This is a genomic window from Lactobacillus kullabergensis (genome assembly GCF_000967195.1).
GTDB lineage: Bacteria > Bacillota > Bacilli > Lactobacillales > Lactobacillaceae > Lactobacillus > Lactobacillus kullabergensis.
Window position 1 is genome coordinate 1,931,104 of record NZ_KQ033871.1, and the last position, 24,336, is coordinate 1,955,439.

Annotated in this window: 21 protein-coding genes; 2 read left to right on the plus strand and 19 right to left on the minus strand. The window is 35.4% G+C overall.

What is annotated here, in order from left to right; all coding sequences use genetic code 11:
- A partial coding sequence (locus JF76_RS10460) for a sulfite exporter TauE/SafE family protein (RefSeq protein WP_045928821.1) occupies nt 1–397 on the minus strand: 397 nt, incomplete at its 3' end.
- A 101-nt stretch (nt 398–498) separates the two neighbouring features.
- On the opposite strand from JF76_RS10460, the gene JF76_RS09505 reads away from it, so the two are divergent.
- Nucleotides 499–1,056: a TetR/AcrR family transcriptional regulator gene (locus tag JF76_RS09505; protein WP_045928822.1), complete on the plus strand. Its 558-nt coding sequence runs from the start codon at nt 499–501 to the stop codon at nt 1,054–1,056.
- Between the two features lie 109 nt (nt 1,057–1,165).
- Here JF76_RS09505 and JF76_RS09510 read toward each other — a convergent pair whose 3' ends face one another.
- The 5 genes from JF76_RS09510 to JF76_RS09530 all read right to left on the minus strand — a co-directional run bounded on the left by JF76_RS09510 (nt 1,166) and on the right by JF76_RS09530 (nt 9,441).
- Nucleotides 1,166–2,188, minus strand: a complete 1,023-nt coding sequence (locus JF76_RS09510) for a branched-chain amino acid aminotransferase (protein WP_045928823.1) — start codon at nt 2,186–2,188, stop codon at nt 1,166–1,168.
- A gap of 253 nt (nt 2,189–2,441) precedes the next feature.
- Complete coding sequence (locus tag JF76_RS09515; RefSeq protein WP_045928824.1) at nt 2,442–4,538, minus strand: ATP-dependent Clp protease ATP-binding subunit; 2,097 nt, start codon at nt 4,536–4,538, stop codon at nt 2,442–2,444.
- Nucleotides 4,539–4,743: 205 nt separating this feature from the next.
- Complete coding sequence (locus tag JF76_RS09520) at nt 4,744–7,275, minus strand: AAA family ATPase (protein WP_045928825.1); 2,532 nt, start codon at nt 7,273–7,275, stop codon at nt 4,744–4,746.
- Nucleotides 7,275–8,141: an alpha/beta hydrolase gene (locus JF76_RS09525; RefSeq protein WP_045928826.1), complete on the minus strand. Its 867-nt coding sequence runs from the start codon at nt 8,139–8,141 to the stop codon at nt 7,275–7,277. Before JF76_RS09525 ends, JF76_RS09520 begins: the two co-directional genes overlap by 1 nt.
- A 4-nt stretch (nt 8,142–8,145) precedes the next feature.
- A complete protein-coding gene (locus JF76_RS09530) occupies nt 8,146–9,441 on the minus strand; it encodes a PTS sugar transporter subunit IIC (protein ID WP_045928827.1) in 1,296 nt (431 codons plus the stop codon).
- 150 nt (nt 9,442–9,591) lie between these two features.
- Here JF76_RS09530 and JF76_RS09535 point away from each other — a divergent pair, with 150 nt between their 5' ends.
- The gene (locus JF76_RS09535) at nt 9,592–9,825 is read left to right on the plus strand and encodes a hypothetical protein (RefSeq protein ID WP_045928828.1); all 234 of its coding nucleotides are present in this window, start codon (nt 9,592–9,594) and stop codon (nt 9,823–9,825) included.
- A 176-nt stretch (nt 9,826–10,001) separates the two neighbouring features.
- Here the strand turns inward: JF76_RS09535 and JF76_RS09540 are convergent, their stop codons facing one another.
- The 13 genes from JF76_RS09540 to dltA all read right to left on the minus strand — a co-directional run bounded on the left by JF76_RS09540 (nt 10,002) and on the right by dltA (nt 24,321).
- A complete protein-coding gene (locus JF76_RS09540; RefSeq protein WP_052697122.1) occupies nt 10,002–10,709 on the minus strand; it encodes a DUF975 family protein in 708 nt (235 codons plus the stop codon).
- Nucleotides 10,710–10,867: 158 nt separating this feature from the next.
- Entirely contained in the window at nt 10,868–11,284 is a 417-nt protein-coding gene (locus JF76_RS09545; protein WP_045928830.1) for a PTS sugar transporter subunit IIA, read from the minus strand.
- Nucleotides 11,285–11,293: 9 nt separating this feature from the next.
- On the minus strand, nt 11,294–12,133 hold the full coding sequence (locus tag JF76_RS09550; RefSeq protein ID WP_379854800.1) for a PTS system mannose/fructose/sorbose family transporter subunit IID: 840 nt from the start codon (nt 12,131–12,133) through the stop codon (nt 11,294–11,296).
- Entirely contained in the window at nt 12,111–12,908 is a 798-nt protein-coding gene (locus tag JF76_RS09555) for a PTS mannose/fructose/sorbose/N-acetylgalactosamine transporter subunit IIC (protein ID WP_187160788.1), read from the minus strand. Before JF76_RS09555 ends, JF76_RS09550 begins: the two co-directional genes overlap by 23 nt.
- Complete coding sequence (locus tag JF76_RS09560) at nt 12,905–13,384, minus strand: PTS sugar transporter subunit IIB (protein WP_045928833.1); 480 nt, start codon at nt 13,382–13,384, stop codon at nt 12,905–12,907. Before JF76_RS09560 ends, JF76_RS09555 begins: the two co-directional genes overlap by 4 nt.
- Before the next feature lies 1 nt (nt 13,385).
- On the minus strand, nt 13,386–15,509 hold the full coding sequence (locus JF76_RS09565; RefSeq protein WP_052697123.1) for a glucosidase family protein: 2,124 nt from the start codon (nt 15,507–15,509) through the stop codon (nt 13,386–13,388).
- A gap of 52 nt (nt 15,510–15,561) precedes the next feature.
- Nucleotides 15,562–16,050, minus strand: coding sequence for a PTS sugar transporter subunit IIB (locus JF76_RS09570; protein WP_045928834.1), 489 nt, complete (start codon nt 16,048–16,050; stop codon nt 15,562–15,564).
- A 75-nt stretch (nt 16,051–16,125) separates the two neighbouring features.
- The gene (locus tag JF76_RS09575) at nt 16,126–18,762 is read right to left on the minus strand and encodes a sigma 54-interacting transcriptional regulator (RefSeq protein WP_244267940.1); all 2,637 of its coding nucleotides are present in this window, start codon (nt 18,760–18,762) and stop codon (nt 16,126–16,128) included.
- 258 nt (nt 18,763–19,020) lie between these two features.
- The gene (locus JF76_RS09580) at nt 19,021–19,995 is read right to left on the minus strand and encodes a serine hydrolase domain-containing protein (protein ID WP_045928836.1); all 975 of its coding nucleotides are present in this window, start codon (nt 19,993–19,995) and stop codon (nt 19,021–19,023) included.
- Nucleotides 19,995–21,302: a D-alanyl-lipoteichoic acid biosynthesis protein DltD gene (dltD, locus tag JF76_RS09585; RefSeq protein ID WP_045928837.1), complete on the minus strand. Its 1,308-nt coding sequence runs from the start codon at nt 21,300–21,302 to the stop codon at nt 19,995–19,997. The genes JF76_RS09580 and dltD overlap by 1 nt, the downstream gene beginning before the upstream one ends.
- The gene (dltC, locus tag JF76_RS09590; protein ID WP_034978535.1) at nt 21,295–21,534 is read right to left on the minus strand and encodes a D-alanine--poly(phosphoribitol) ligase subunit DltC; all 240 of its coding nucleotides are present in this window, start codon (nt 21,532–21,534) and stop codon (nt 21,295–21,297) included. Before dltC ends, dltD begins: the two co-directional genes overlap by 8 nt.
- Nucleotides 21,535–21,562: 28 nt before the next feature.
- A complete protein-coding gene (gene dltB, locus JF76_RS09595; protein ID WP_045928838.1) occupies nt 21,563–22,807 on the minus strand; it encodes a D-alanyl-lipoteichoic acid biosynthesis protein DltB in 1,245 nt (414 codons plus the stop codon).
- Complete coding sequence (dltA, locus tag JF76_RS09600; protein WP_045928839.1) at nt 22,807–24,321, minus strand: D-alanine--poly(phosphoribitol) ligase subunit DltA; 1,515 nt, start codon at nt 24,319–24,321, stop codon at nt 22,807–22,809. The genes dltB and dltA overlap by 1 nt, the downstream gene beginning before the upstream one ends.
- Between the last annotated feature and the right edge of the window lie 15 nt (nt 24,322–24,336).

Below are 24,336 nucleotides of genomic sequence, written 5' to 3' on the forward strand. Positions count from 1 at the left end.
TAGCATATTGCGTTTTTTTAACAGTTGCGGCAGTTTGCGTTTTCTTCTTAAGTAGCATATTAATGCCAAGAACTACCAAAACTATTCCTATCAGCCATTTATAAATTTGGGCAGGAATATATTTTGATAGTAATGCGCCTATTATCACAGCTGGAATTGCTGTCATTAACATTTGATTACCTATTTTGGTATTTATTTGTCTTTGATGATAATAGCTAATTGCACCAATAATTAATGAAGGCAAAGCTGTCACTAAGGAAGTTGAAGATGCTGTTGCAGCATTTAATCCAAATAAGCCGGTCAATATTGCCAGGTAAATGGCTGCTCCACCACCGCCAAAAAGAATAACGAAGGTTCCTATTATCAACCCTATTAATCCCAACAAAAAAATTTTCATGATATTTGACCTTCTTAATTTTCTTAATATTATATGGTATAGTTACAGTATGTAATTATAGTTTACATGTTGTAAAAGTCAAATTAAGTACGGAGTGCAAAATGCCACGAAAAATTTTGTCTAAAGAAATAATTATTAAAACAAGTATTATGTTAATTGAAGACAATAAAGAAAACAATTTTGCGGCCATTGCCAGAAAACTTGGCACTCAATCGCAAGCTCTATATAATTATTTTCCCAATCAGTTAGCACTAAATTACGCCATAGTTGCGTGGGCTGTTAACCTACTAACAGATCAATTACGCCAAGATTTGTTTGGCAAAGCTGGCCTGACAGCGATTATTGATTTTGCAATGGCATTTCGTGAAAGAGCACTGAATCATTTTCTCTTAACTCAATTTGTTTTAAAAATGCCACGCACTGATAACTATCCAGAAGTTGATACGGCTTTTGCTGAATTAAAAACTATTTTTAATCAGATAATAGGAACGAAATTTACTGATCCTCAAAAGCAATTATTGGCAAGCAGGTGCATTAGAGATTTAGCAATAGGAGATATTGTGAACGTGGGAACTGGTTGGTTTGCGGATAAATCGTTACCAGCTGACAAAAGTTTTCGTAAATTGCTGAAACAAAACCTTAGTGATATTGCAAAATAAAAGGTTTTAAGCATTGGGTCTAAATTGTATCGAAATCTTTGATTTTGTTTTGAAACTAAAAAGAAAAAGCGAGTCCTAAGACTCGCCTTTTTTGTTCCCAATTTGTAACTTAATCCAATGTTTGGACCCAGCCTTCTGGGCCTTTCTTGTTACCATACTGAATATCAACCAGTTCGTTATAAAGTTTCTTAGTAACTGGACCAGTTTCTGTTTCACTATAGATAACATGTTTTTTACCCTCGTAGGTAATTGAACCTACAGGAGAAATTACAGCAGCTGTACCCATCGCACCAGCTTCTTTCATGTTGAACGCTTCTTCCAAGGTAATCTGACGTTCAACTGGGTTTAGACCTTGCCACTTAGCGACTTCCAAAAGTGAGCGCTTAGTAATAGAAACCAAAATCGATTTTGATTTTGGTGTGACAAACTGTCCTTCTTGGGTAATGCCGTAGAAGTTAGCACCACCAAATTCGTCAATATATTTATGTTCACGTGGATCCAAGTAAAGACTATCGGCAAAACCGTTTTTGTGTGCTTCAACTGTCGGAAGCAAACTGCTGGCATAGTTACCGGCTGTCTTTGCTTGACCGGTACCAGCATATGCGGCACGGTCGTATTCACTAACAACGTAATCTGCAGGGTTCAATCCTTTAATGTATGCGCCAACTGGAACCGCAAAAACGCGGAAGGTATATTCGCTGGCTGCTTCAACACCTAAAACTTTACTTGTTCCCACCATAAGTGGTCGTAAATAAAGAGTTGCACCACTATCGTATGGTGGTACAAATTCCTCGTTAGCCTTAACAACCTGTTTTACGGCATCAACAAATCTATCTTCAGGAAATGGTGGCATGGCTAACCGCTTTGCTGAAAGAGTAAAGCGGTGTGCATTTTGATCAGGTCTAAAGAGATTGATCTTACCATCTTTTCTACGGTAAGCCTTTAGTCCTTCGAAAACCTCTTGTCCATAGTGCAGTACTTCCGCGCCTTCAGAAAAGGTCATGGATGAATCTTCGGTCAGTTTTCCTTCCTGCCATTCTCCATCTTTATATTTCGCCTCATATCGATAAGGCAGATCACGATACTTAAATCCCAGATTTTTCCAATCCAGGTCTTCTACTCGTTGTTTCATTTGATTGTCCCCTATAACAAAACTACAAAAGCTAAAAAATAATTTTTAGCTTTTTAATAATAATTTAATTGCTACCTAATTTAAACTATATTTTTGTTGATGTCAATAGTGAATTTACATTAATTTTAATAAAATAATATGAATTTCTGATAATTAAACAAAAATTCAATTTTGTTACTGTATGGAAGGTTTCACATGAAACAACTAGAAGCAAAAAAGGAATCATCCTCTATTGAATGATCCCTTTTTGAGATTAGTCTTGTTTTGTTTTATCATTATTTTCAGTTTTTTCTTTTGGTTTAATGTCTAATACTGCAGCATCATTTAAGTAAACATGCTTGTCATCTGCAGTAAATTTGACTTCTTTGGTGTCAGGCTCTTTCATCAATAATTTAGCAATCGGTGTTTCCAAGTCCTGCTCAACTACCCGACGTAAAGGTCTAGCACCAAATTTCTTATCATAGCCCTTTTCAGCTAAATAAGCTTTAGTCTCATCAGAAACGTCAACCTTAACGTTCTTTTTTGCCAAAACATGTGCCATTTTACATAAGTAAATGTCAATAATTTTATTCATATCATCTTTAGTTAATGAATTAAATGGCACAATCGCATCAAGTCTGTTCAAAAATTCTGGTCTGAAGTATGCTTCCAAAGCCTTGATTAATTTATCATGATCTACTTTACCGTCCTTTAGCAATTGGTCGGAATAACCCGCATTAGAAGTCATGATTAAAATTGTATCCTTGAAGGAGACTGTTCTGCCTTGTGCATCAGTTAAACGGCCATCATCCATGATTTGAAGTAAAGCATTAAACACTTGCGGATTAGCTTTTTCAATTTCATCGAACAAAATCAAGCTGTATGGCTGGTGACGAACTTTTTCAGTCAACTGACCGCCTTCACCGTAGCCAACATAACCTGGAGCAGAACCAATTAGCTTGTTAACTGCCATTTGATCTTGATATTCTGACATATCAAGTCTAATCAGATGATTTTCACCACCAAACAATTGAATAGCCAATTGTTTAGCTAATTCTGTCTTACCTACACCAGTAGGTCCGGTTAATAAGAATGTACCAGTAGGACGATCATTGTCTTTAAAAACTTGTTTACGGGCAATTGCATCAGTAATGACATCAACCGCATTATCCTGATCAATAACCACTTTCTTTAATTTTTCAGCTAAATCAAGATTTTTTTGTCCCTCACTTGCATGCAATTCACTCATTGGAATCTTTGTCTTGGCTTCAATCAAAGCATAGATATCTTCATCAGTAACATGTGGAGTCGCTTGATTATCTACATGATCAGCCTTATCGTGCAACTCTTCAATCTTCTTTTTCAGCTCACTTGCTTTACTGTAATCTTCCTTTTTGGCAGCAGCTTCTTTTTCACTTTCCAGCTTTTTAATCCGCTTCTTTAAAGTTGCTTCATCATCAGGAATAGTGTCGAGACCCTTTTTGGCACCTGCTTCATCCATTAAATCAATGGCTTTGTCAGGTAAGTACCGTCCCTGAATGTAACGCTGTGATAATTCAACAGCCAGCTTTAAAGCACTGTCATTGTACTTTACATGATGAAAAGCTTCATATTTATCTTTTAAACCCTCCAAAATTTTGACAGTCACTGCAGCAGATGGCTCAGGAACTTGTACAGGCTGAAACCTACGTGCTAGAGCTGCATCATTTTCAATCCTGCGGTACTCACTCGTGGTCGTCGCACCAATCAGATTCAAGTCGCCACTAGCTAAAGCCGGTTTCAAAATATTAGCAGCGTCACCATTGTTATTTTCAGAATCAGTTGACCCTGCTCCGACAATATTATGTAATTCATCAATAAATAAGATAATATTAGGATTTTTCTTAGCTTCGTCAATCACTTTTTTCAGGCGTTCTTCAAAGCTACCACGCAAACTTGATCCAGCAACCATATCATTAATGTTGATTGCAATAATATGTTTGTCTTTCATCTTGTCAGGAACATCGCCTGCAGCGATCTTTTGTGCTAATCCTTCTACAATGGCAGTTTTACCTACACCTGCTGGTCCAACTAAAACTGGATTGTTCTTTTTACGCCGGCTTAGAATCTCTATTACTTCCTGAATTTGTTCATCACGCCCAATTACAGGATCGTATTTATTTTTCTTTGCTTGCTCAACCAAATCAACTCCAATTGGCTTTTGTCCTTGCTTTTGCCCCATTTGTCCGTTTTGAGATATGTCTTGCGGTGCAATATTCATGCTGCTTGAATAGTGAATAGGAATAGCTCCACCTTTATCATTAGTATTATTAAAGAAAGAATTGTTTAATTCGTTAAATAAATCGTCAAAATCATTATCAAAATATGCCATATGTAAACACCCCTTCGATAGGTTATAAATTTGTAATTAGCACTCGTAACGTTCGACTGCTAATTACTTACATATAATATTATAGCAGGTTATCCACAGAAAGCAATAGTTTTGACTAACTTTTCCACAGACTGTTCTATTTTTCCACAGAAATCAAAAAAGCCTTAAAAGCACCGCTTTCAGCTACTTTTTAGGCTCTAATTTTTTATTTTTGATATAATTTAAATTGCTTTGCCAAATATTTACCAGTTAAACTACCAGAATTTTGAGAAATATCCACAGGGGATCCGTCTGCAATAATTTTTCCTCCTTGTAGTCCTCCTCTTGGTCCCATATCAATCATATAATCACTGTTAGCCATAATATCCAAGTCATGCGTAATAGTAATAATAGTTCCTTCTTGCTCAATTAATCTTTGAAACACTTGTAAGAGTGTTCTCACATCTTGTGGATGCAGTCCCACTGTCGGTTCATCAAAAACAAATAAAGTGCCTTTTTGCCTTTGATGAATGTGACTAGTTAACTTTAACCGCTGTGCTTCTCCTCCTGATAATGCTGGAGTAGACTCCCCTAGATGAAGATAACCTAACCCCATCTCATGTAATGTTATAATTGTTTTATTAATTTTTGGCTCTTTTTGAAAAATTTCTTCTTTTAAGGCATCATCTACTGAGTAATCCAAAACGTCAGCAATACTTAAATTGTGCCATTTTACCTGCAAGACATTTTGATTGAAACGATGACCTCCACATACTGAACATGTTTCAACCATGTCTGGCAAATATTGGATATCAAGTGCAATAACACCAGTGCCACCGCATGCAGGGCATGCACCTTCTTTATTATTATATGAAAAATGAGACGCACGGAATTTCAACTTTTTAGCTAAAGGCTGTTTGGCAAAAAGTTTACGCAAGTTGTCCATAATATCTGTATAAGTTGCAACAGTTGAGCGCTGATTTTTACCAACTGGAGTAGAATCAACACTAACCACGTTTTTAATATAGTCATTATCTAAGTTCTTTACCCACTTAGGTCTTTCACTATTATTTTTTTGTGCCTTCCATGCCGGAATCAAAGAATCTAGAATGAGAGTAGTTTTACCAGCACCTGAAAATCCGGTAACAGAAGTTAAGCGATTGACAGGTATTTGCACATGCAAGTTTTTTAAGTTAAAGCGCTTAGTAACATCAAGCTTTATTTTGCCATGTTTAAAGATTTGGTCTTTATTGGCCCTGGGTCTGACAAATAATGGTGCTTTACCTGTTAAATATGGTCCAATTAAGGATTTTTCATTATGTTCTATCTCTTTGGGTATTCCCTGGGAAATAATTTCACCACCCTGGCTGCCTGAACCGGGACCAATTTCAATCACCCAATCAGCTGCGTTAATAATGGCAGTTTCATGATCAACAACAACTAAAGAATTGCCTTGATTGACCAATTCATGAAATACATCAATCAACCCAGCTACATTATCAGGGTGCAAGCCCACTGATGGTTCATCTAATACATAGAGTACCCCTGTGGTTTCGGTGCGCAACGTTCTGCCAAGCTGGATACGTTGAAGTTCACCTGTAGACAGACTACTTGCCTGTCTGTCTATGCTCAAATAATCTAGTCCTAATTTTAACAGAGGTTTGACTTGATGCAACAACTCACTCGTTAAATTTTCTGCTAAGTCTTGCATGTCTTGTGGCAAACTTGCTAAAATCTCGTTCATATATTGAGTTAATTCACCTAAAGTCAGTTTCTCAGCTTCAACAATATTTTTGCCGGCAACTAGTTGCTGCCAGCGACTAGGATCAATCCGATAGCCATGGCAGCGAGGACAGGTACTAAATTTATAAAAAGAATTAATTCTTTGCAACCCTCGCTCCGACTTTGTAGTTTTACGGGAGTTAGCCACCGCATTATAGGCATTCTCATATAACGCATCAAGATGATAAACCCGACCAGTTGAAGTTGGCAAGTCAATAGGGACTTTTCGCTCTTTACCATGAAGGACAATGTCTTTTTCTTTAGCATTCAACTTTTTATATGGGATATCAGTACGTACACCTAATTCACGGGCAATGCGCCACATCCAATTTCGACCAGGAATTTGCCAAGTGGCTACCGCACCTTTTTCAAGAGATAAATTTTCATCAGCAATAATCTTACTATCATCAATCTGCTCGACAGTTCCTAGACCTTGGCATTTTTGACAAGCACCATCTGAATTAAACGCAAAGTCTTCAGCACTGAAAGCATAAAATTGTACTCCACATGTAGGACACGTCAATCGTCCCATTGCTTCCCCAGTTAAATCCATTGCTTCCGCAATTTTAATAGTTGGTGGAACCCTATGACCATTGGGACATACAGGTGAACCTAACCGGGAAAAAATTAATCGTATGATATTAAAAATTTCCGTTACTGTGCCAACAGTCGAGCGCACTCCCGGAACAGCCGGTCGCTGTCTTAATGCCAAAGCTGAAGGAATATGTTTGACCTCATCAACTTGTGCACGACCAACTTGACTAATGCGCCGCCTAGTATAGGCTGCTAGAGAATCAAGATAACGTCTAGCACCTTCTGAATACAGAATACCCATTGCTAAGCTGGATTTTCCAGAACCGCTTAAGCCAGAGATGGCTACAAATTTATGTAAGGGAATATTAACGTTAATATTTTTGAGATTATTAACTCTACCACCAATAACTTCAATTTTATTAGGTTGTTTTTGGTACTTCATTAATGATTATCCTTTCCTTTAATTGGCTTTAATGGCTTATTGGGTTTCTTCAACAAGTATTGCCTAATTGCTTGAATTACCTGCTTATTTTGCGGCAAGTCTGAATGATCAGCTTTTTCACCCGTGACTGTTATTGCAGTATAGGTCTTGACCTGATTTTGAAAAATAAATTTGCCAGCCGCGACACTTGTTTCAGGTACGATCCCATCTGATTCATAATTTTTGCCACCAGAAAGAGAATAAACTTTTAAAAATGGTGGCAGTGTTGCACGATTTTTAATAAAATCAGCCAGCATTTGCGTCCGGTTATTAATATTACTTTCCGTAAAATTATAAGGAGTGCCTAAAGTCATTAATTTCTTTATCTTAATATTATCAGAATATTCAGAATAATAATGCTCCAGCCAGTAGGTCCAAATTAAACCACCGTTAGAATGACCAAAGGCTTTAAAATTATTAAACTTATAATTTTGAATTAGTGATTCAAACGCAACATTTAGCCATTTTGCTTGCTTTTTGATATTAGTGTAACCGTCTTTATTGTTATCAAAGCCAATAATAATAAAGGGCTCGAGGTCATTCTTACCAATAGAACCACTGTAAGTTAATTTTGCTTCACGTGAAACTTTGATTTTTATTACGCTGTGTCTGTTGAGAGTAGTTTTATTCAGTTCATCAATTAAATCGTTAAAACGCTCTGTTGTAGCACTAGATCCAGGTACCATTATTACAGGCGAAAGCAGCGATTTGCTAAGCTCAGCTCTTGATTTATTATCCTTTTTCATCCAAAAGAAACTGGGAACAGCCAGCATAATTAAAATAATTATGACTAAAACTAACCATTTATAATTAGGATTTTTACGCATCTGATCATTCCTTCTTCTGGTAAGCAATTTTTATTCCGATTTTTTCATTGATTTTAATTACTGGTAAAAGCAAAACTATATCTAACAGAAACAGCAGTAGTGTAAAAATCAACGTTGGCCAGTTACCATTGGTACCGAAAAATGAGACTAAAATTCCGGGGGTTCCTTTTAAAATTTGATAAACACTCACAGGAATAATATGTACACTAATAGCCACAGCAGCCAATGTCATATTAATAACCGGGATCATAACACTAGGCAATACGAACACAGGATTTAAAATTAGAGGTAAACCAATTGTAAATCCCAAGGTAGAACCAAAAGCAGCTGGTAATAAATTAATTTTAGCATTTATTTCATTTTCTCTATTACCTCGCCTTATTAAAAGCAACACAATCACGGCTAAAGCAACACTGGCACCACCCATTATGCCATAACTGTTAATAAGCGAACTGCCCAAGTATTTATACGGCACATTCCAAGAATTACCGTGTTTTAATGTATACGTCAAATTTTCAGCAGTAAAAGCATTATTAACTGTTCCTGATAAGGAACGCAATGGATAACCGATTCCTAACCAATCTAAAAAAGTAATCACAGCTGAAAGCAATAAAACTTCGCCAAAATTATTAGTGGTCTGAACTCGACTGACAATTTCATTAAAACTGGTGGAATTAAGGAGTTTAAGTTGTAATTCATAAATTATAATTCCTAAGAAAATACCCAGTAGCAGTGAAACAGCGCTAGGCAAAACAGCATCCCCTGCCCTTTTTTGAATTATCTTTGTTCCCTCATCTTTAACGTAGGAAAAGTCTTTACCTAATAAATGAAATATTTGTCCCACACAATATCCTATAACTAAGGCTATAAAAACCGCATTAATTTGTAACAAACTAGCAGTAAACGGCATGCGAGCATTGCGGCCACTGCTGGATGCATATGAACAAAAAAGCATAATTAGAACAGCAGTTAAACCTGCCATAGTTGAATCCTTATGATAAAGCCGTGCTGTATAGCGAGCCATAAAGTAACTGGCATAGACACCAAACACCCCAAAAGTAATTTCTACCATTCCACGGCAAACAAAAGAACCACCATACCAAATATGATCTGATAATACTTTATCCAAGCTAAATATATTATAAATTAGTCCATTAGGTGTAAAAACCAAGTCACTAAAAAGTTTAAAATATGAGCCAACCACTGCAATTGGCATTAACACTGCCATGGTATGTCTTGTTGCACGAAAAAAAGAGAATTCCTGCATACGTGCTACGATATTGATAGTATATTCTTTCATTAAATATGACCCTAACCTTGATTATTGTATTTAAAATAAAATAATACTCTATTTTTCTAATGCTAGCCATTTTTATACCAACCATTATCTTTTTTATTATTAGTAATGAATAAAATGGTATAATGAAAGTGTATTTTAAGAGGCGAGAAAATGAGCAGGAAGAAAATTGAATTAACTGAAAAGGTAGCAAAGCTAACAGAAAAGTATTTAGAAGTTAACGATACTGATTTTAATGATCTGATTAATAAGGCTTTAAAGACCTACCTTATTGATCACTTAAATTCCAGCCAAGTAAAGGATGCTCTCAAAAAAACAGATGATTTTAATTCTAAATACGCTGGCAAATGGTTTCAGGAAAGTATTGAAGACTTGAACAAATACTAATTTTTTAAATGGACACTTAAAAAGTGTGTGGGAAAAAAGTGCTCTTTGAAGTTAAATTAAAAAATTTCACAATTTAAAAAGACTGACAAATCAACGTTTTATTGACGTGATTTGTCAGCCTTTTTAGTTAAGTTAGAGTTTTTTCCCAGACTCTTTTAATTTGTTTTGTTATCAATTTATTTTTTTAAATAACGATCGCCGGCTAGCCTGCGGTAAAAATTAGCTTTAGTTGTCTGCTCGTAAGGAACTAACCAAATATAACCAATGCCTAAAGTTAGTACACTCAAAAGATACCAGCCAATAAAACTTAAATTTAATACAAATAATTCCCATTTATGCCCGTTCATTAACTGGCGACTTTCAGTAATCGCTGTTGTTGCGTGAACTTCTTGTCCACTTTCCACTAAGTCATTAACAATATATGGCGTCATGGCATAAGAATAAGACTTAATTAAGCCTGGGATAACTAATAATAGAGACCACAGAAATTGAAAAATATACCCACAAAGATAATTCAAAAATTCCGGTACAAACCGGCCATCAGTAAAAGCAGAAAAAATACCTTTAAAAAAGCCTAGTCTTTCTCCACGAGCAAAGTGTAAGAAAGTGACCACCATACTCAACATGAAAAAGTTGCCAATAATGGTTAATCCCGTATCAGGACCAAATTGTCCTGCCCAAAATGCTGGCTTAAACAGCGAATCAATTGAGCCAGTTCCCATGACATCATTCACACTATTCGCAGTCTTAAGCGAACCATTTACTACTGGCCTGGCAAAAAAGAAACCAACAAATAGCGTCATTACGAAACCAATACTAATAGCCCAGCCCCAGTTATGACGCAGTTGATTCTTAGCTTCTAGTTTTAGTTCTGCTCTGTTCATACTTATCTCCTTATCTAGTATATATTAAATATATTTTACCCCCTTGCAATAGCAGTTAGCAAAGAAAACACAAAAAAAGCCTAGTTCCACCAACATCGGAACTAAGCTGAGACAGTGTTTGTGCTACCACTACTGACCACATTATAGAAATTTTACATTTATTCGTCTTCTTTATCCAAGCTTTTTTTACTTTGGTTAACATAAACCAAAGAATCTTTTGCTTGATTAACTAACTTCTTGATTGCTTCTTCACTAAAATATTCCTGCGAACTATTTAAAGCTACACTCATTATAATAGGCAAATTCATTCCAGCTATAATGTGGGTATGCGGTCGATTAATGTACTTATAAAATTTTTGGTTTACACTGCCAGATGCAATATCCGTAAAAATGAAGACTTCATCTTCTTTTTTAAATTTACTCATTACATTTGCAACTTCTGAATCGATTTTTTTGTTTTCCATATATGCACATAGTACACAAACATCAAGATCTGTATGGGTCAAATACTTTAAAGTATCCTCAATACCCTTAGCCATAGCATGATGTGAAGCAATTACAATTTTTCTATCCATTCAATAACCTTAAGCTTTAAAAATTCCTAAAAAGGTTCCAACGAGTGCTATTAAGATAACTAAAAATATAATCTTAGTTGGAGTCCATTTTTTATTATCCAATAATTTATAAATAAAGAAAGTAAACACAGCTGGTAATAATGCTGGCATTATTTTATCTAAAATGTCGGTTTGAATATTCATTGATACTTTACCAAACTTAAAGACATACGGTACTGAAACTTTGACTACCGTAGCAACTAAGGCGCCAATAACTGTGACCCCCATTACTGATGCAGCCTCGGTAAAAGTATTTATCTTATCTCCTAAAGTGTCAATTAGTCTTGTTCCAGATGAATAGCCAACATGGTACAGCCAAACTTTCATAATATTAAATAAAATATTAACCAAAAACCAAATTATTGCTCCAAGCGGATTACCTTGCAAAGCCATATATCCAGCGATTGATCCCATAATAGTGGGCCATAGTACCCAGAATATTGTATCACCAATACCCGCTAACGGTCCCATAATACTAGTTTTAAAAGATTGAACTGTTGGCAATGCCTTGACTCCATCTTTTTCTTCCATAGCTACCGTGGTACCTAGCACTATATTTGCTAAATACGGAGTAGTATTAAAGTAGTTAAAGTGATTTTTTAGTGAGGCCTGGTAATCTGAATCTTTCGGATAAATTTTACGCAATAGCGGAGCCATAGACCATACTAGTGACGGGCCCAGTTGTGACTCATAATTAAATAGATTCACGCATATCCAATTAAATCGTAACGATGCCCACGTCAAATCTTTTTTTGTAACGTGGTAGCTTGATTTGTTTTCAACATTTTTATTCATCATAATCTTCTCCAGTTGTATCATTTTTAGCTACTGCTTGGTTTTGGCTATATTTATTTTTGTCAATCTCAGAATTAAAGTACCAGTATGCTGCTGCTAAACCTAATAATGCTATACCAATTATTGGTATTTTGATAAAAGCTGCCAAAACAAATCCCGCAACTAGAAAAGGTAAAAACTTTTTCACTGGCATATAGTGTAGCAGCATTGCAATACCAACTACAGGTAATAAGCCACCAGCAACTGTTAATCCATCTGTTATCCAAGTAGGTATAAATTTCAAAATCATTTTAATTGCAGTTGGTCCAACTAAAACTACTATTGCAGTAGGTAAAGCTGTCTCAACAAAACATAAAACGGGTCCTGCGTATCCCCAGCGTAGCATTTGCTTCCACTTTTTTTCTTCATTAAGAGTCTGCATTTTATGAGCAACAAAGTTGGCTATAATTCTCCGTAAAACTTCTAACTGAATTGCTAATAAGCCAACAGGTATGCCAACAGCAATGGCAGTTTTTAAACCTGTACCTGTTCTAATTGCGACAAATGCACCTACAATAGTTGCTAACCCATAATTAGGAACTGAAGCTCCTCCTAAAGCTGCGACCCCTAACATCATTAACTGGAATGTACCTGCAACAACCATAGCTGTATGTAAATCACCCATAATTAAACCAGTGGCTAAACCGACTATCACGGGAAAATATGTCAATAAAACTATCCCATCTTCATCCATAGTCATGTATCCAGCTAAAATAATGATCAGGATATCTTGTAAAATCTCCATTATTATTCTCCTTTTTTATCGAAATAATCTTTCTCAGGATCATTAGGAACAAATTGTAATTTTATCGGAACACCATATTCATGGATTTTATTTAAATCAGCTTTTTCTTTTTCATTTAATGCGATAAATTTAGTAATTTGCGTACGATCATCCGACTTAAAAATTATTCCCAAATTTACCTTGGGTATTTTGATACCTGCTTCAAGCATTTTCACTATAGTTTCTGGCTCTTTTACCAAAACAAGTACTCGTTGATTATCATATTTTCCAGCTTTGAAATTATTAAGCGCTTTTTCAGTGTCAATTATTGACATCCCTGTACCAGCCGGCTTCACAATTCTCATACTTGTTTTCATATTTTCATTTTTACTAACTTCATCATCAATAACCATAAATCTGTTGACTTGCAAGTACTGATACCAAGCATTAACTATTACTCCGTGAACCAGTCTTTGATCAACTCTTGCTAATACTACTGTCATACTACTTCTCACTTCTTTTGAAACTCACAGTTTTTTTATCTTTTAATTGCAACAAATATTGCTCACTCTCGTTACATTGACTGATATTTATGTCATGGCCTGAAAGATTTGTAACTATTATTTCGTTATCGTGACAACTAATATTTGCTGTGATATTGCCTATATGGGCATTTTCCCAACAATAATTAAAATGCGACAGTGGCCGAATATTTAAAGTGTTGTTTTTTACTTGTATGCCTAAAAATTGTGTAATAAATAAGCTAACAAATGTTCCAGAAGCCCAGCCACACTTACCACAGCCAATATCTCTATAAACATCCCCAGGTTTGCCATTAATATCATATGGCCACCACCACCATGAACCATCAAGATCAGATAAATGCAGTAATTCGGTCAGTTGCTTTGTTCTTTCTTCTTTATCATTGATAAAACCCATAAGAACAGTGACGAAGCCCGGGAAGGTTGCACCGGACTTATCCCCCCATCGTATTCCTCTAATATTTGCTCCATAGGTTGGATTATAGGTACTTGCAGCAAATTTCATAGAATTTTGATATTTCGGATCTTTCAAATCTAAAAAGCCGTAAAAGGGAATCATCGTAGTGTCTGATTCTTCACCATCATGCATTTTTAAATCTATTTTTTGGTCTTTAATAACGTCAGTCAGAAAAATCATACCTTGATCTAAAATCGGTCTATCATAATTATTGACGTCATAAAATTCTTTTTCTTGATCCCCAATTCCTTCCAAAAACTGTTCGCCAAAATGGCCTTTAAAAGTCATATTTTCCAAAATGGCTTTTTTTACTTTGCAGGCAATTTTTTCATAATAGTTTGCAAGTTCTACTTTTCCTAAACCTTGATAGATTCTTGCCAGTGAATCACATGCCTTCCAAAAGCAGATATTGCTACCAGTATGATATTTACCTAATGAATAAGCATCACTAATCCAAGTAGAGGAAAATAGCATTACATCCCCTGGAACTTTCGTGCTGACTTCCGTATCTATAATTTGGCGAGCTTTTTGTAATATAACTGGATGATTTACAAAAAATGAAAGGTCATTGGTATATTCGTAATAAAGTCCTGCAAGAATAATTGCTGACATAGAATTACTTAAAGAGTGTTCTATCCCACCTTTAAATTTCTTACTTTTGAATCTCACACCGTATTTGGTAAACCATAAAATCTGTTTTCGGCATAATCTAGCATCAAAGAAAATGGAAGGCAGTGTCGAATAAAACATATCCTTGTTCCAAATTTGTTCAGTTGCCGGGGTACTTCCCCAATGACTACCAACACTTTCTCCTTTTTGGTTCTCAGCAAAAGCTGACAGGCTTTGATATATTGCACGATTAAAGAGGTGCGGCAATCTGTTATCTTCCAGTTGCAAATCTCCGTAGATCTTTTTATAATAGTCAATTGTTTCTTCTAGCCACTTAGCAGTATCAGCTTTTTCAAAAACATTGATTTCACTATAAGCATCGGGATCAATTAATCCGATAGAAAAAGTTGTGTATTCATGCGGCTTAACAACTTCGTTAATCAAATTGGCTTGAGCCACAATGACATTAAACTGATCTGAATACTTTTTTTGATATTTTGGTATTTCAAACTGGTTAATAGTTAAGTTGTGATCAGTTAAGTTTTCAATATATATCTGATATACGAGCATGCTAGGCTTTTTATCCTTTAAAATTGGACAAAAAGGTATTAAAACAATGTTATATTCCTGATACCTATGAATAAACCTTGGTAAAGAGTCTGCAATTAAGTCCGTATCAAAATCATGATTTTGGTCAGTAAATTTAATGTTTTTTCCGTTTATGGCAACTGCAAAATGTAAATTCTTTGATACAGTATATTGCTTATGAACCCATACACCTGGCTTTTGTTCTACATAAAAATTTCCGTGAAAAAAATTTAGCTGCTTTACTTCTCCATATACATCTATATTTCCCAAAACTTTTTGATTTGACACATCATAAGAGAAAGAACTTATTCTTTCATTCAAATTGTTTTTAAAATAACTAAAATTGTTAGTTGTTTTAAATTTTTTATTTATAAAACTAATATTAAAATTGGGATTAATAGTTTTATTAATTATGCTTGAGTACATTTTCATCTATCACTACTTTCTTAATTAATTTAGTTAATTAACAAATTCAACTGTTATTTCACAACCCTTCTTCATTTATTTTTGCGGTAATATCTTTAGGCTTATCTGCGGGAACATACTGAACGGAAATCGACACTCCTTTTTGTGCCAATATTTGATAAATTTCGAGTTCCTCCTTTGTAGCAAATACTCTACTAGAAAGCCGGACAGCATCTTTTCTTATAATCGTCGATCCAATTGTTAATGAATGGATTTCTATTCCCTCGTTTAAGAGACGTAAAATAATATCTGGCTTTTTTACAATTACAAATACTTTCTCACGATTATATTGTCCATTCGTAAAATTTCTTAAAGCAGTTTGTTCAGAAATAATTGAAACAGCCATATGTACAGGACGAGCTAAACGCATACTGGCTTTCGCTATATCATCGGACGCAATATCATTGTCTATTACCATAACTCGGTTAGCATTAGAAATTGGCGCCCATTGTGTGACAATTATTCCATGAAGCAATCTGTTATCAATTCTCGCCATTACAACAGTCATAAGAAAACCTCCAAAGATGTTACATTCTTATATAAGCATATAAGCAAAAATTGTGCCAAAAAAAAGAAGCTTGATCTAGCAAGCTTCTTTGATGTAGTCATAGACATATTTTACTTCTATTTCTGGTATTTCGACACTATAATACTGTTCAACGACAGTAAATGAGTTCTTAAATGCTTTATAAAAATTTTTAAATTCATTACTACTTGTTTTACTTAAGTTTATTTCATCTGCCATCCCTTTTTGCATGACCAATCTTTCAATTAAACAACAAATGTGAATATATAAGCCAAAACAGGTGTTGTTTTTTAAAGAAAGATTTAGTTTCGTTTGCAAAATATATATCGCATCCGTCACTTGTTCTAATAATTTCGTTGGATTCAAAATTGTTAGTTGGTCCGTTAAATTGGTAAGACTAAAATTCCTTAAAATATTATTATTAATTGTCTCAAGTTGCTTCTGATCAAAATAAACAGCTAATTTATTAGTTATTTTTTTAACATTTATACCTAAAATCAAGTCTTCTATTGAAAAGAAAGTTACTCCTTTAACTTGAGGATCTAGTGTTCCCACTATAAACAAAATATTGTAGTTTTTTCGTAACTCTGAAATGTAATTCTCTTTAGCAATAGAATAGTAATCAAAGGAATCTATTACTATTTTAGAATTATTAGGAAAACTTTTTACCATGATTTGTTTTAATTTCGTGGCTGTTCCCAACCCACTTTCACAAGTACAAACAATCATATCTTGTTTTTTAACAGATTTTTGAAAGAATACCTCAATTGTTTGATTTTTCTTAACATTCTGTGCAATCGAAGCTGTATCAATTTTTAGTTTTATTTGGTTTGCAACATCTAGAGCTATTCCAGTAGATACATTAGTTATTAACGCAAAATTTTTATTATTACTTATTTCCAGTTGTGATGATATTTTTTCAAGCGATCCCATGTCAACTAGAAGCAGTAAGTCTGTAAAACTTTTTCTTTTATTCAAATAATTATTGACACGTAGAGCAATTTCTTTACTGGTAACGTCTAGTGGCATGTCGATAGCATCAAAAATATAATCACCTACCATAGTATTAACCGTTTGTGCAATTGACGAAGCGGTATTAGCACCATGGGCAACAATCAGCGACAATCTTTTTTGAGACTTATGTTCTTCAACCATCAATTTGAACAATATTATAAATAGTAACTCTTCGCCTTCATTTGACGTCAAATCTACTTCATTTTTGAATTCTCTTACTAAGCCAACCTCATATCCCAAATACTGATTAACATCATTTTTAAAATCAGACCACTTCTGAAAATCAACTTCCTTAAATTCATAATGATAGTTATTTTTATCAAATAAATATAAGATAATTTTATAAAAAAAGGTATCAACACTAATCTTGTAGTCATCTTCAATATGCCTAGTAAACTGTTGAAATTTAAGCCCGAAAAAACTATTTAATGTTTCACTATCAGAAATAGAAATATTGATAAACCGCTTTTTAAAATACTTTTCATAACAGTCAAACAACTTTTCACTGGATTTCTTTTTGATATCTATTGCGTATAAATCTGTAATTATATGTTCTATTGAGTTCTTTTGATCATTTTTGGTTAAGTCGCTGACTGCAATAAAACGAGAATTATTAGTGTTTTTTAATTCATTATAATTTTCAAAACCCACTTTTTCAGGTAATTCCATTAATGTGATTTTTAATTCATTTTCTTCAACTTGTTGTATTAAAGCATTTGCACAAGAAAGCTGAATTACGTTTTTTAAATCGCCTACATTCCCTTTAAAAGTATAATGTACTAAAAAATTGACTAAATTGTTAGTAACATTAATTTTTTTACCTATCTTTTTTTGCTCATTTTTTAAGAAAAATTGGATCAATTCTTTCTTTTCTTGTTCACTTCTTTTATTAAAAGCTGGAAGAAAAACTTTCACAGGAATTCTACGCAACAATGTCGGTAAGATTTTTCTTTCAGGATTTTCAGAAGTAGCAAACACAAATCTACAGTTCGATTTAAACCAGTGCTCATTATCACCAAGCCTATGAAAATTGCCGGTATCCATAAACTGAAAAAGCTTTTCTTGACACTCTTTACTTAGTGAATGAATTTCGTCTAGAAATAAAACCCCTCCATCAGCTATTTCTGCTAAACCCTTATTATTTTGCGTAGCACCAGTAAAAGCACCCTTCACGTAACCAAAAAAATTTGATAAAAAGAGTTCCGGATTGTTTGAATATTCACTGCAATTAACTGAAACGAATTTAGCAGTTTTAGCTATAAATTTCATTTTCTGTAAATGCTTGTATATAACCTGCGCCAAATAGCTTTTTCCTGTTCCAGTTTCACCGGTTATCAAAATAGGTAAGCCATGAGGGGGATATTGGATAGCCGCTTTAATTTGACTGATTATTTGATATAAGCTTCTTTCACTACCAATAATGGCATCTAATGGACTAACAGAGTGGCTACTATTCCACACTTTGGCCGCATGAAGGCTTTTAAATGTTTTAGCATTAATCTCGACTTGTGGCAATTTGAAAAAGAGTACTGGCCTTGAAACAATTTTTCCAAAAACTCCTTTTTCCCAATACTCATTTAAATATTGTGAAACCAAATTTCTACTACAATTAAAGTGATCAGCAATTTTCTTTGCATTATTTTGATGCCAAACTTCAGAATTTTCTGTATTTTTTTCCACAAGTTTGTATACTTTTTCCCGTAAATTGCTCATATAAAACCCCTATATTTTTATTGCTCATTATAAATGTATTTATCATTATTTTCATGTATACAAAAAGCCTAGTTCCACCAACATCGGAACTAAGCTCACACAGTGTTTGTGTCACCATTACTGACCACATTATAGAAATTTTACATTTTCGCTACCGGAGAAAATGACTACTTCCCTATGGTGACACAACAGAATTTTAGCATGCAATTAACCAAAAAACAAGTTTCAACCAACTATATTTGCACTGTCAGCCTTACGGCCAAGCAGTTCGAGCATGATTTGATTAATTTGACTTTTTAACTGGTTAAATTCACCCTCACGTGTCTTATTAGACTGTATAATCACTAGCGTTTTAGCATTATTAGTACTGCGCATGAAGGTATAATAACCCTCTCCTGCACCATTAGCAGTTTTAGTTTTTAATTTAATATTATTATAAAAGCCGCCATTATAATAAGCAGGTGGTTCAGACTGGTAAAGCAATTTACGACTCTTTTGGGTTAACAAGTTACCAGCTAGTAAATATTGTATAACTTTGGCCAGATCATGATTAGACATTACTATTGAACCAGCCCCTAATTCATTGCGAGCTCCCCTTAAAGCTGCCTTATGCTTAACCACGTCATAGCGACCTTTGCGGTAAATCATTCCGGGCACTAAATGACTGGAAATAATTTTGCCTGGCCTTGACCACAAAAATTCTGTTTGTTTCAGCTTTAACGGCCTGATATAGGTATTACGGAACAACCGCTCATAGCTTTGACCCGTTATTTTGCTCATAATGCCACATAAGTACACATAATTTAGTGAACTATAATGCCACTTATTTAATAAATCAGGTTCAAAAATAGTTTTAGCTGCATCATGCTGAATATTATCAGAGTCAGAAACAAAATGCTTTCTTCCTAACTTTGCTCCTGGTTTGAGATCAAGACCTGCCGTCATGGCTAAGAGATTTTTAATTTTGACTTTTTGTGCTCCAGAAATTTGCGGATAAAATTTACTCAATTTATCCTGCAGGCTTAACTTGCCTTCCTGCACGAGCCGCATAATAATTGCAGCCGTCATAGATTTCTGCACAGAATTAATTAGATAACTAGTGTCAGTGTTATTGCCTAAAGCATAGTTAAGCAGTATTTTGCCATTTTTAATGACTAAAATTGAACCCTTGATTCCTAAGGCATCAATTTGCTGGCGCACTATTTTCCTTTTAAAGATTCTTTTGAATTGCCATTTAACGGATTTTCATCTGTCAAACTAATCTGATATGGCTTTTTTTGCCACTTTCTGCTGTAAAAATAGTTATGAATATTATAATTACGTGGCAGATCACTTTGCGCCATGAATGGCTTTACTGCCTTGTCAACAGCTACCCAGCCGCGCCAGCCCAGGTGAATAGTATCTTCCATGAAATACTTTTCACCACCGCGTTTGGATAAATCGGTAACGTTATCAAAACCTTGACTAGCCAGTTGGTACTTAATCTTAGAAACAGCCTTCTGGTACATTGTTTGTGATAAGCCCGTGTAATTAGACCATTTTTCATTAATCGGCGGGATAATGAACAACACATTGGTATGCTGCTTGGCAAATTGGTGCAACATCAATTCAAAATCGCTGTATTCTACCGATTTGGTGTAATTAAAGTGACGTTGACTATCTTTTAATTTGGCTAATAAACGTTTATTCAAACGCCTTTTGTAAAAGCGATTGTTAATACCAAAATTATTAGAATTGGTGTTTATTGCAGCCTGCTCACTTGCTACTTTATCTAAAGCCTTGACTGAATACCTATTCGGCAATAACTTGGCCTGTTTGTTAATCTTTTTAATGCGATCGCGCAATTGGAAAGTGCTGAAGAATTTATCCTCATTGGTAAGCATGCGCCGTTGATTTTCTAAGTAAAAGCGCTGAAACCCAGTTAATTTTTGCCCTCGGGCAATTCTTTTCATACCCAGTTTGATAACACCCTTCACTTCTGGCATCTGCAAGAAACGTTTAGCCGCATAGCGGTTAGTCACCGTGTCTTTTTTAATACCTAAGAGAAAATTACAGGCTTGCAGCGGTGAATAATACAGCGCGAAGGCATCCGGATTTTGTCCCTTTTTAGTAAACCATTGCGGTGAAACAATGACTACGGCTTTTTTGCCCTTAAGCTGTTTAGCAGTCCCCTGCATTTCCAAAAAATGTGCTAAGGATTGACTGCCTGGCCCGCCTAATAAAAATGGCCGGTAATTGCGGCGATACTTTTGCGCAATTACACTGGGATGCAATGGATCAAGCCGTGACAATTCACTTGATCCATAAAAAGGCACGTACCCATCCTTAAACGCATCCTGTTTCATTAAAGAGCCCTTAAAAATAGTATTAGTTTGCGAATTAGCCGCTTGATAAATGGCATCCCTAGAAAAAGTTCGCTCCCACGGCATCAGAAAGATGACCAGCAGCAAGACAAATGCGCAAAGAACCGGGCCAAAAATATGCCACAGCCGGCGTTTGTTATTCATTTTCTAAATTTTCCACCTTTGCCACAATTTTATTGGGCGTATCCCATTCATTTCTGTCAAATTCAGAAACGGGTACATCAATTTGAAACTTTTCCTGTAAATTTAACAACATTTGGACACTGGCCATTGAATCCATTAGACCGTTGGCAAAAATATTTTCATCCATTTTCTCTGTTAAATCTTCACCGGTTAAATCTTGTAAAATTGCTAAAACTTCTTTTTTGGTATCCATGTTAAAACTCCTTAAATAAAATTATTGCCTATTGCCAGCCAAACCATAGCTGGCTGAGAAAACCTGAAAAAATCAGGAAACTAAAACACACTACATTAAAAGTTACAAAAATTGCCAGCCATTTTGTGTATTTATTCGATGGCAGCTTATCTTTGTGCTTCTTTTTGAACCGCAGCCAGCAATCATTGATGATGATGGCAAAAGCATGGAACAAACCATAAACAATATAATACCAGGTTAGTCCATGCCAGAAACCCATCACCAAGAACAAGAGCAGGTATGCTGCCTGCGACAGCCTGACTGGGTTTTTGAACAGCTTTTTCTTCATTGCAAAGAAGGTAAAACGCATGTAGATGTAGTCCCGAAACCAGAAAGACAAGGTCATATGCCAACGGTTCCAGAATTCTTTGATGTTTTGCGAAATAAACGGCTTGTTAAAGTTCATTGGAGTGTGAATGCCCATAAAGTAGGAAATCGACACTGCAAACAAGGAATAACCCGCAAAGTCAAAGAACAAATACATACTGTAGCAGTACATGTAGGCTACTACCCACCAGGATAGTTTTAAGCCGCCCACAGCTGTACCTGTAATTAAAGCAGCTCGAGTGATTCGGGGCAGCCAATAGGTACCAAAGAACCAGCCAAGAACAAATTTATAGAGGAAGCCTTGAAACAAATAACGTGTTGCCAGCTCTAAATCATTTAGGTACTGCTTACGCTTTGGCACTATGTCACATTCTTTGGCAAATCTGCGGTAACGATCGATCGGTCCCGAAGAAATGGTCGGAAAGAACAGGAGAAAACGAAGATAGGTTCCCAAGTTAAGTTCTTTAATAGCGCCATCGCGTACTTCCATCACGACCTGAACTGTCTTAAAGGTCAGATAAGAAATCCCCAGAAAAGCCAAAACTCCAGGAATTTTAGCTTGCGGGAAAGCAGTCTGTACTTTAACCAAAACCAGGGGCACGATTGCTAAAATTACAGCTAAGTAGAAAACCCAGGTTCTATTTGGACTGTTTTTACGACGGCGATAATAAAGATAGCCATAAGTGACCAGCAGCTGAAACAAAATATAGATGATTAAACTAACGCCCTGTTGCCATTTTTCACCATCAAAAATGAGAAACAAGAAAATTAATGAGAATACAACCTCATAGATTTTTAAGCGGTGACCCCAATACAGCCCGATGATAATAGGTATTAAGCCAATCATCAGATACACGAAATAATGCGGATTGGAATATGGCTGCAAGTTAATGAAATTAGCGTTCACTACTCGTTGACCTCCTTAATGACAGCCTTAATATCAACCTTACCATTTTGCGATACCGGCAATGTTTCACGGTAAACATAACGCTGTGGAATCATATATGGCATCAGTTCTTTAGCTAAATCTGCTCTAATCATCTTAGTAATTTCTGCTTCAGAATACTGCTCTTTTACCCCATCTTTGAGTTTAATTTCGGCAACAATTTGCTTAACCGTATGATCCTGATTATATTTTGGTGCAGCTACACCGTGATCAACCAATTTGTTCATACCAATATAGTGGTTGATTTCTTCCAATTCAATACGATAGCCATTAAACTTGATCTGAAAATCAATTCTGCCGCGGTAAAAGAGCATATCCTGGTCAAAGAAGCCTTCGTCCCCTGAGCGGTGGCTCATATATTGGTCACCCGGTTTTTTAAAGAATGCTTTAGCTGTTTTTTCGGGGTTATTCATATAGCCCTTAGAAGTACTTGGTCCAGAAATAATAATTTCGCCTTCATCAGGCTGGTCACCTTTAGATTTATCAATAATAATTTTGGTATCTGCCTTAACCTTGCCAATTGGAAGACGATCATATTTCTTTAAAACAGCATCAGTAATTTCTACCTGAGTAACTGCAACTGTAGTTTCAGTCGGGCCATAGGTATTAAAAATACGCGCCTGGGGGAATTTGTTTTTTAACGTTACCACTTCGCCGTGTGGTAATTCTTCACCACAAAACATAAAGTGAGTTAAATCTGGATGATTCGCAGCAGTAAAAGTTTTATCTAAAAAACACATCTGCGCAAATGACGGCGTTGATACCCAAACATTAAATTGCAACTTAGGCAAAGTCTGAAATAACTGAGCAAAATTTTGCGTAACTTCATGTGGCAAAGCCACCAATTTACCTGCCCCGACTAAAGCAGGATAAAGACTCATGACTGAGAGGTCAAATGAGTATGGCGCTTGGGACAAAAATGAAGGATGTTCTGGCAAATCAAAGTCCGTCATTTCCCAGTTGACGAAACTGAGCAAGTTATTATGACTAATTTGCACGCCTTTAGGTTTGCCACTTGTGCCTGATGTAAAAATAACGTAAAAATTGTCGTCACCCTGTACATAGGTGGCAGGATCAGGTTCAAAATCTCCTTTTTCTACATCAGCGGGATGCACTATTTTAATAGGTGGCAAATCAATTTTCGGCAGTTCATCAATTGCTAAAATTGCTTCAGCATGAGAAACTTCCTGAATCATAACTATTCTTTCAGCATTTGAATAACTGGCAATAGGAATATATGCATGTCCAGACTTTACACAACCAAGAAAACTGGCAATCATTTCAAAATCCTGCCCGCCCCAAATCATCACTGGACTCTTAGTAGAAAGATTCAAACTTACAATCTTATGAGCCCATTCATCTGAACGCTTTTTTAGATCACTATACGTATTAGTTTTACCTAAATAGTCATATGCAATACGTTCAGGCTCTGCCTGAGCAACTTCGTCAATTTTTTTAATTATATTTTCAATCATATTAGTGTACCAGCT